Source organism: Collinsella sp. AF19-1LB, from assembly GCF_003459655.1.
Taxonomy (GTDB): Bacteria; Actinomycetota; Coriobacteriia; order Coriobacteriales; family Coriobacteriaceae; genus Collinsella.
Window position 1 is genome coordinate 1 of sequence record NZ_QRWO01000077.1, and the last position, 1,034, is coordinate 1,034.

Here is a 1,034-nt window from a genome sequence, read left to right on the forward strand (position 1 = left end):
CCCGAATTGCAATAATAAGTTGAACACCCGGCGAACCTTTATGCAGTAAGTGCTGCAAGCATTTCTTCCCTAAAGCACTCCTCGGGTGTCTTATAGCCGAGTATTTTTCTTGGCAGGGTGTTGGCCCAGCACTCTACTCTGGAAATGTGTTCCACTGGGTAATCCTGGATTTTCTTCCCTTTGGGAAGAAATCGACGGAATAAGCCGTTGTGATTCTCATTCGTACCTTTGTCGCTGGAGCAGTACGGATGCGCATAATAGATCCGTGTGTGACTTAGTTTCTCTAGCTCCGACAGGCTAGAAAACTCACTGCCATTGTCTGTCGTAATGCTGAGGAACACTCGGCTGAAACAGCCGCGGAACATTCCATCCTTCAATTTTCTGAAGGCTGCTATTACAGAGGCACTTTCCTTGTTGGGCAGTTTTCTGATGAGGGAACAGCGTGTCTTGCGCTCAACCAGAGTCAGCAGTACTTCGTCCTTTGAGCGAGATCCCAGTACAAGGTCACACTCCCAATGCCCGAAATCCTGACGCTCATCCACAGAAGGATCGCGCTCATCTATACTGCGGCCGAACTTCTTCTTACGCTCACGAACCCGCTTCCTGGCGTTTTTTCGCTTGACGCGCAAGGGCAGGTCAATACTCTTGATTTTTCCTAGGAGCCCCAGCGTGACATAGTTGTACAGGGTTTTCGTACAGACCATCTCGCCACGTTGAAATTCTCCCGTAACCAGTGCCCTGCCAAAGCAGGCATCGAGCGACCAGTGATGTTCCTGAAGTCTCTTCTGCACATAGTCGAGGAATGCTCCCTTTGCTATGGCGTCGCATTTGCGACCACAGTTTTCGCGATGCGCCTCATAGGTGCTTTGCCCGTCTGCTGCGCGATAGCGTTCCACCTTGCCGTTATAGCAAAGAACCTTGCCACGCTTCACCTCGTTGCGTACCGTATTGACACAGCACCCAATCTCACGGGCTATGCTCCGATACGATTGCTTGTCGCGGAGACGCGTTTGGATAATGACTCGTTCCTCAAA

At 50.8% G+C, this 1,034-nt stretch carries 1 protein-coding gene; it reads right to left on the minus strand.

Annotated features, from left to right (window positions below; translation table 11 throughout):
• Nucleotides 1-38: 38 nt before the first annotated feature.
• Nucleotides 39-1,034 (minus strand): IS30 family transposase (locus DWX39_RS10815; protein ID WP_117759952.1); only part of this gene is annotated, 996 nt, incomplete at its 5' end.